At 46.3% G+C, this 7,655-nt stretch carries 8 protein-coding genes; 3 read left to right on the top strand and 5 right to left on the bottom strand.

All coding sequences use genetic code 11. From position 1 onward, the window contains the following. Window positions 1-298: 298 nt before the first annotated feature. On the bottom strand, window positions 299-736 hold the full coding sequence (locus tag PsW74_RS27985; protein WP_208988214.1) for a type II toxin-antitoxin system VapC family toxin: 438 nt from the start codon (window positions 734-736) through the stop codon (window positions 299-301). Then, window positions 733-987 carry a type II toxin-antitoxin system prevent-host-death family antitoxin gene (locus tag PsW74_RS27980; protein WP_063289713.1) on the bottom strand — a complete coding sequence of 85 codons (255 nt, stop codon included), beginning with the start codon at window positions 985-987 and terminating at the stop codon, window positions 733-735. The genes PsW74_RS27985 and PsW74_RS27980 overlap by 4 nt, the downstream gene beginning before the upstream one ends. A gap of 288 nt (window positions 988-1,275) precedes the next feature. On the opposite strand from PsW74_RS27980, the gene PsW74_RS27975 reads away from it, so the two are divergent. Then, entirely contained in the window at window positions 1,276-1,908 is a 633-nt protein-coding gene (locus PsW74_RS27975; protein WP_063289714.1) for a tyrosine-type recombinase/integrase, read from the top strand. A 220-nt stretch (window positions 1,909-2,128) separates the two neighbouring features. On the opposite strand, the gene PsW74_RS27970 is transcribed toward PsW74_RS27975, so the two are convergent. The 3 genes from PsW74_RS27970 to PsW74_RS27960 all read right to left on the bottom strand — a co-directional run bounded on the left by PsW74_RS27970 (window position 2,129) and on the right by PsW74_RS27960 (window position 4,166). Then, complete coding sequence (locus tag PsW74_RS27970) at window positions 2,129-2,368, bottom strand: hypothetical protein (protein ID WP_063289715.1); 240 nt, start codon at window positions 2,366-2,368, stop codon at window positions 2,129-2,131. Next, on the bottom strand, window positions 2,349-2,735 hold the full coding sequence (locus tag PsW74_RS27965; RefSeq protein WP_153041744.1) for a MarR family transcriptional regulator: 387 nt from the start codon (window positions 2,733-2,735) through the stop codon (window positions 2,349-2,351). Before PsW74_RS27965 ends, PsW74_RS27970 begins: the two co-directional genes overlap by 20 nt. A 648-nt stretch (window positions 2,736-3,383) precedes the next feature. Then, complete coding sequence (locus tag PsW74_RS27960) at window positions 3,384-4,166, bottom strand: nucleotidyltransferase domain-containing protein (RefSeq protein WP_063289717.1); 783 nt, start codon at window positions 4,164-4,166, stop codon at window positions 3,384-3,386. Between the two features lie 656 nt (window positions 4,167-4,822). Here PsW74_RS27960 and PsW74_RS27955 point away from each other — a divergent pair. Next, complete coding sequence (locus tag PsW74_RS27955) at window positions 4,823-6,058, top strand: YcaO-like family protein (protein ID WP_063289718.1); 1,236 nt, start codon at window positions 4,823-4,825, stop codon at window positions 6,056-6,058. Beyond that, window positions 6,055-7,617, top strand: coding sequence for a TfuA-like protein (locus PsW74_RS27950; protein WP_063289719.1), 1,563 nt, complete (start codon window positions 6,055-6,057; stop codon window positions 7,615-7,617). The genes PsW74_RS27955 and PsW74_RS27950 overlap by 4 nt, the downstream gene beginning before the upstream one ends. Window positions 7,618-7,655 lie beyond the last annotated feature (38 nt).

Below are 7,655 nucleotides of genomic sequence, written 5' to 3'. Positions count from 1 at the left end.
TCGTTCAAAGAGTAGCCTCGTGTGCATCCTGTTTTTCGTACCATCTCGAATGTCCGCAAACCACAATCCGTTTCTTACGCCTCCACAACGTGGTGCTTGTTGCCTTCGCCAGTAAGTTCAATGGTTTCAGCTAGAAATTAAAGACAAACTCAAACTCAGGATGTTCAAAGGTAGTGCGAATTTCCGCAAATGGTTAGTTGAGTAACTCCAGATCGCCCATAAGAGTTACTGTAGAAGCCTTCGGGTAAGCGTATCTCAACCCATGATGGAATCGCTTCAATGGCCGCTTGTGGCCCGCTCATGTTGCGGTTTCTGTGAGAAGCCATGGATTCTTAAGTGAAACACTTGTATTTCTAAAGTCTGCAGTGTTTCGCGTTACAAGGGGCATTCCATGTACTAAGGCTGTTGCAGCTATCAATGCGTCTCTCTCGCTCTTGGGGTCTGGCACATGGAGTTGAGCACACCGCTGAGCAACCTGAGTATCCACTGCCAATACTCTCTCTGAAAACTCGGGCAGGACCAACTGGTCAAACCACTGGCGCAAGACCGAACCTTGCGCTTCATCTTTGCGCTCCAATCTCAAAATTCCCATCTCCAGCTCCATAACGGTGATAGCGGAAATATAAAGGTCGTCAGCATCGACGGTCTCACACCAGGCTGCAAAATTTGGATCAGCTTTCCCTGCTTCAACCTTGCGAAGCTCTGAGACAACGTTAGTATCGAGTAGCCACATTATGTCAGATCCACCGGCTTATTCGTTATGTTGGATTTTTGTGGATCAAACTCTACTTCTGCTGCACTTGGCATTGCGACGGCCTTTGCGATGCTGCGTCGTTTATTGGTCAGGCGTTTGTACTCCTCAAAAGACAACAGAACTTGAGAAGGCTTACCCCGATCAGTAATAATAACCGGTCCTTTGCTGCTTGCACGCTTTGCTTTTCCGATGTCTTGGTTGAATTCTCGGCTTGATAGCTTGGTGACTGGCATAGCACCCTCCTTTGTTAATGTAGTAACAATACTACATTTTGCGCAGTATGCAAATACTGAAGTTACTTCAACCATTGATATTTACATCCAAAAGCCTTGTCATGACCGGATCTCATTGTCATGCCAAGCATGTAGCAAGATGGGCTAAAAGCAGGCTTCGCTTGGTTATAGAAACCTAAGCAAATCAGTAGACTGTTGCATTTGCAAATCATAAGTCTCAAAACCGTCTTTTACATACAGTAAGGTAATCCCGATGTGGTGGTTGAGGGTTGGTATGGAGGAGTTGTCATGACCATATCAAACCTTCCTATGATCCGGCCTGTAAAGCCCGCCTGGAACCGTGGCAGGATTATCGGGCAGAAACGCCCCTTGTTACCGAAACATGTTTGGGCTATTCGCGTCCGCCTTGAGCTTGCAGGGAAAATACGTGAGCTAGCTTTGTTCAATACAGCAATTGATAGCAAACTCAGAGGCTGTGATCTCGTAAACTTGAAAGTTGTCGATGTTTTTACTGCAGGGCTAGTGAAAGAGCGTACATCAGTAATACAGAGTAAGACCGGTAAGCCTGTTCAGTTTGAACTTATGGAGGGAACCAGATCAGCCTTATCTAAGTGGATAGACAGTCCTGAGATGATAGGGTCAGAGTACCTGTGGCCGGGCCGGTTTCATGATAGAGCGCATATTTCGACACGGCAGTATGGCCGAATGTTGAAAGAATGGGTCTTATCAATCGGGCTAGAACCAAGCTCTTATGGAACACACTCAATGCGCAGAACCAAGGTCGCACAAATCTACAAGAAGACTGGTAACCTTCGAGCTGTGCAGCTTCTCCTCGGCCATACAAAGATGGACAGTACTGTCAGATACCTAGGCATTGATCTTGAAGATGCACTCTCGCTTTCAGAGAAGATCGATATTTAGCAATCAAGGGGCTGGAAGGGAGCAGCTCCGCATCCTTTTCCAGTATTTTACTAATAAAATAGCTGCCATTGGAGCTGCTCTAAGGCAATTGCAATCTGAATAAGACTTCAGATTCCTGAGATACCAAGCACCTATGTTTTGGTAACAGTACTATGGCTCTCTTCGCCCTGACCACACACACGCAGTAGCCAGATAGCCCATCAAATAGCTTTGGGCCCGATTAGCTGGAATGTGGTCCAATTTTAAAACTTCGGTGTTTATCGTTTACTTCAACTTCCAAGCAAATTTCTGGTGTGGAGAACAGAGAACTAATTAAAGCGAGAATCGCAACAATAAGTGCGATAGTAAGCGCAAGAGTAGAGATCACACCCAAAATGGCTAGCATACCAATGCTTGCTATGGCGGTAACAAACACTGTGATTACGCGAGCGCCAACTGCCTCAAAAATTTTCTTGCTCATATTGATCTCCCTTCAAAATCTCATTTAGTTTCTGTAAGAACGCACAACCATCTTCAGTCAGATAGAGTGCTCTTTTTTTTGGTGCTTCGGGATTAATGCGTTGCTCTACGAATGCGACTGTTCCTGAAGAAAATGTAGCTTCAACCTCAATTGGTCCCATCACCTTCCGATAAAATCGGTTTGTTGGCGTGCATAGCGTTTTCAATTGGCGGCTGATTGTTGACTGATGGGTCTCACGTTTGTCAGCTAGTTCTTGAACAGAAAGACCTTCATTGGCTTGAATCACCAAAAGACATGCAAGATGTCCCAAATTCAGGGCATCACACTGGGTCTCCATAAACTCTATTACGGCTAAAAGGTTCTTCACTTATTTTCCTATCCACATATATATGCAATTATGCATTTGAATGCAGATTTGTAAACAGTAATTTTGCTCATATACGCAGTTCTCCGTCAAAGATAGCTGGACAAGATCAGCTCTTGAATAGCCGAGAGGTGGGCCTTCTGTGTATTGAGGTCATGCGATTTTGACACGTTGCATGGTAACCACTTGAAGTTGCGGAGCGGTGTTCCCGACGACGAACATTCATGTTCTGAACGACGAGAACTTGGGGCACTCCACGAAATGAACCACGTGTCCAAGTGAGAACGAAATTGAGTTCATAGATCATTTGGTATTGGTTAAGCTAATCTGTACTCAACCCTCGATGGAGTGGCTCGAAGGTCCGGTGTTGGCCCAGTACAGAAATGTTGCTGCGTGACCAGTGCAACATTTGACAAACTTAGACAGCGCTAGTCAATGCTCGACTTCAACCTCGGAGTGACCTCACCCAACTTACGCCTGTCTGTAGAGATTGCGATAAGCGCCTTTGCGGGTAAACGTGCTATTCACTCGAACATCCCCAACGTCTCCGTATCTTGCAGCAGGGAACGGAAGGCACTGTTTAGAAATACCTTCCGTAGAATAAACTCGATCTAATAGCCGATCAGTTTAACGCACAAAAAATCTGAAAGCCTAGATTTTTTGTAGTGCAGACAATGCAATCTGTTTTGCTCTGTCTTGTGTTGAAACTTCCGAACTTCTCATGTCTAGATAGATGGAGGCTGCATTTTCAGCGGCAAGCTTCAGTTGTCCCTTTTCAGGTTGGCATACGGTTGAAAGAAGCTGCATGGCAAACTTGGGTAGCACGAATTCAATTTTCCTTACTCCTCTTGGCTCGTAACCAGCCTGTTGCAAAGCTAATGGCCCAAGAACTTGCACTCGTATGAAGCTCAGGAAATCCAAGGCTTCAAAGTACTCGCCTCGACAAATTTTTCCCGCGCAATAATGCATCCAAGTCCAAAACCTGTCTTCGACCCACTGTTCATCAAGCCTAGGGTAGGCACCATGTCCCTTAGCCAAAGCCTCAGAGAGTTGGCCGGTTCGTTCCCACAAAATTGTTGGTTCATCCACGCGGTCGGAGATATCGTTCGCTTTGGCAAACTTAAAATCAATATGTAGTCCATCTGGGCCATAAAGCGCAATTACAAGTCTGGGTTCTCCGACATGGTCTCCTGAGAAGGCAGACACAAGGTCGCCGAGCTCGGCGATCATTTCAAATCGCTTTGTAAATACTTCTTCGTAATGGAGAGGATCGACGGCGACGACAAAATCTAAATCGCTATACTCATCTAGGGTGTTATCGCTGTATGAGCCGGAGCATGCCAAGCCTACAATGCGCTTGTCGCTTTTGAACTTGAGAATGGCCTGTGAAATAAAGCTACGATGCTGTGAAAGTGCTGAGCTAGGGAATTCCATTTTGTGGTCCTACATACTGGTTCGATTCTTCGTCTTGAAAAAATCGTCCGCTGGAACGCAGCATTTCCGAGTATCAGCCTCATCTGGAAATGCAAGTACAAAGGTGCGTGAATTTAGAAATACTGTGGCAGGTGGTGCAAGCACAGGAACTAACTATACGTCTTGCATAGTAGTCAAATACATCCATGAAAGATTGTTCTCACAGTGTATCTGCTTTGCGAACAGCTTCAACTCTTGATGGAAGCATTCAAATGTCCGGTATTGGCCCGAAATCCTAGCCATTCCTGACGCGTCGCGCGTGACCAGTTGCGGGCATTCAACTCAAATCTAGGCACATCCGGCTAGGAAGTGACTTCAACTATAGGTCGATTTTGGACAGCCTGTTGCAGTGTGACCAGAGCCATCATTCGTACGTTCGGCTGTCAACCAAATTGTTGCGACGTATGCAACTTCAAGTTAGTTTCATCCACGTTGTTTGTTGTCGTGATCATGGCCAAAACACTCCTTTACTCAAATCAACAGTTCTGTCCGCCTAGTGTCGACGACAAACAGGGCGAATGTAACAATACTAAGGGCCAATAAGGTGTCAGGTATTTTGTAGATTTCACCTGTGATATATCTATGTAGAATCACAGTTGGACCTATGTCGGAAGCACATGACAGATAAATCTTACCGCGAGGGAATGCATCGGACAGTTGCACCGTCAGTCACGTTAGAACGTGTTTTACCTCACTTGGATAGTTTTGGGATTACCCGGGTCGCCAATATCACTGGACTTGACCGCATAGGCGTGCCTGTTTTTGCAGTATACCGCCCCAACGCCCGTTCTGTTTCAGTATCTCAGGGTAAGGGAATGAATGATTTAGCCGCCAAGGTCTCAGGAATCATGGAGGGCGTCGAGATTTGGCACGCGGAACACATAAAAAAGCCTCTGCGCCTCGCAAGTTATAGTGAAATTTCCGAGGAGGTAGCTGTAATCAATGTTGAAAGCCTCCCTGCCAAGAGCAGTAGCCGGTTTCATGATCATATGCCAATTCTTTGGATAGCTGGCAAGAATCTCTCAGGTGACAACGAAAAATGGGTACCTTATGAATCCGTACATTCGAACTTCACATTGCCGTTGCCCAGTGGAAGCGGAAACTTCCAAATAAGCACAAACGGCCTGGCGAGTGGCAACACGTGGTTCGAAGCGGTAAGTCATGCGATTTCCGAGGTTGTCGAGCGAGATTGCATGGCCCTCTGGGCGTTGCGAGGCGGTCCATCGAATCCTAATAACCGTCTTGATCTGACAACAGTTCGGGATCCGGACTGTTGTCGGATCATTGAAATGTTAGAAGCCGGAGGACAGGCGGTTGGTGTCTGGTCAGTTACGAGTGATATAGGTTTGCCCACGTTCGCTTGTGTTATGGCGGACCGTACCCTCAACCATCTTGGACGGCACTATTATAGTGAAGGTAGCGGTTGTCATGTTAATCGCGAGATTGCATTACTCAGGGCTTTAACCGAGGCGGCGCAAACTCGCCTGACATTTATTTCGGGTGCTCGTGATGATGCGCATCGCGACGTGTATCTTTCCATGCGAGAGCCTGAAAGGGTAAATAAATATCTCACGTGGATCGATAAACCTACGACAGCCCCATCTATCAATTTTGGGAATGTCCCGACCTTTGAGACAGATTCCTTTGAAGCGGATGTTGAACTACAAATTGATCTGTTGCGTGCAGTTGGTTTGAGAGAGGTTGTCACCGTTGATCTGGATGGGCGGATACCAAGCATCGAGGTGGTTAAGGTAATTATACCAGGACTGGAAGGTATTCATGATGCACCCGGTTATGTTGTTGGCCGTAGGGCACAAGCCCAGCAAAAAACTCTGACGGGAGAAGCAGCATGAAGACGGTTGTTTTTCTAGGTCCAACACTTCCTATTTCTACAGCAAGAGAAATACTTGAATCGGAGTATAGAGCACCTGCTTCTCAGGGAGATATATATCGAGCAGTCGCAAATGGCGCCCGCCTGATCGGTATCATTGACGGTTATTTCGAGCGTATACCTGCAGTCTGGCACAAAGAAATACTTTATGCGATGAGCCAAGGTGTGCGCGTGTTTGGCGCATCGAGCATGGGTGCGCTGCGTGCTGCCGAGTTACACAAATTCGGAATGGTTGGTGTGGGTTCCGTGTTTGAAGCCTACAGAGATGGTCAAATTGAAGATGATGATGAAGTCGCCATCGTACATGGGCCGGCAGAAATCGGTTACCCTCCCCTTTCGAATGCTATGGTCGATATTCGCGCCACCTTGAAAAAAGCCGAAGATGAAGGGGTGGTTAATGGTGAATTCGCGGAGGCGTTTCTAGTAGCGGCAAAATCCCTACATTTTTCGCAACGGTCATATGATCTTGTTTTTCAGGATATCAAGTTAACCGCAAAAGAATGCGATCCCTTTCGTCTTTGGTTACGAACAGGGCGTGTTGAAGCGAAACGTGAAGATGCGCTTCAGATGCTTCACGATATAGCGGAATGTGCCAGTCAGGAACCGGATAACTACCAAGCCCAGTTTGCATTTGCTCATACAGACACCTGGGAACGTATGGTACGTCAGATTGAGCCTGCAGCTGATGCGTTGTCCTATGAAGAGCTTCTAGAAGAGCTTAGGTTAGAGCCGAATACGTACAAGACTGCTGTTGAAATGACTATGGCCCAAGTTCTGGGGGAACGTGAAGCCTCAAGGGCACATGTAACAGCGAAACCGGATGGGTTTGAGCGCAAATTTGCCGAATATCTTGTGTGCCGCAATATTGTTCAGCCGCAAGATATTATTAACTGGATGTCGGAACAGGGACTGAACGAAGACACTTTCCAGACATTTATAGAAAAGCACCAACGACTTGATACGGTAAGGAGACTGTTGCGTGCTGACATAGTCCGAGCGCTGCCTGATACGTTGCGTGACATGGGAATCTTTGGGAAGCTTAAAATGCGTGCCGAGGACAAGCGTGAATATCTGGCGAAGAATGGTCTGTCGGAGGCAGAAGCTGCAACCTCAGGCCTATCTTCTGACGATCTGTTAGAGTGGTATTTCACAAAACATCTTGGTACCAGCATGCCGCTTCATCTTAACGCCCATATTCGTTCGCTCGATCTCGATCACCGTCAAGCATTCATTGCATCTATATTTAGGGAATACAAATATCAACGGAAAGAAGAGGAAAAAGCGATAGAATCCGATTTTGTATTTGATGATTACGATCAAGATATGTTGATCGCTTTGGATGGGGAATACTATCATATCTCAGAAGAAGATTGGAAATCCCTCCCTTCTAGTCCGATTATAGAAAACGAGAGTATTGCAAGTCTCATCACGAATGGCGCGACAATTGCTAAGATAGACCATCCCACTCGAGTAAATGAGCAGGCCATATTGCTGAATATTGATCTGGTTAAAGGGATTTAATGAACATGGATGCCTGTACAATTAAAGTAAATAAGGAA

Origin of the sequence: Pseudovibrio sp. W74 (genome assembly GCF_001623085.1) — a bacterium.
Lineage (GTDB): Bacteria > Pseudomonadota > Alphaproteobacteria > Rhizobiales > Stappiaceae > Pseudovibrio.
This window is presented reverse-complemented; position numbering and strand designations above follow the sequence as displayed.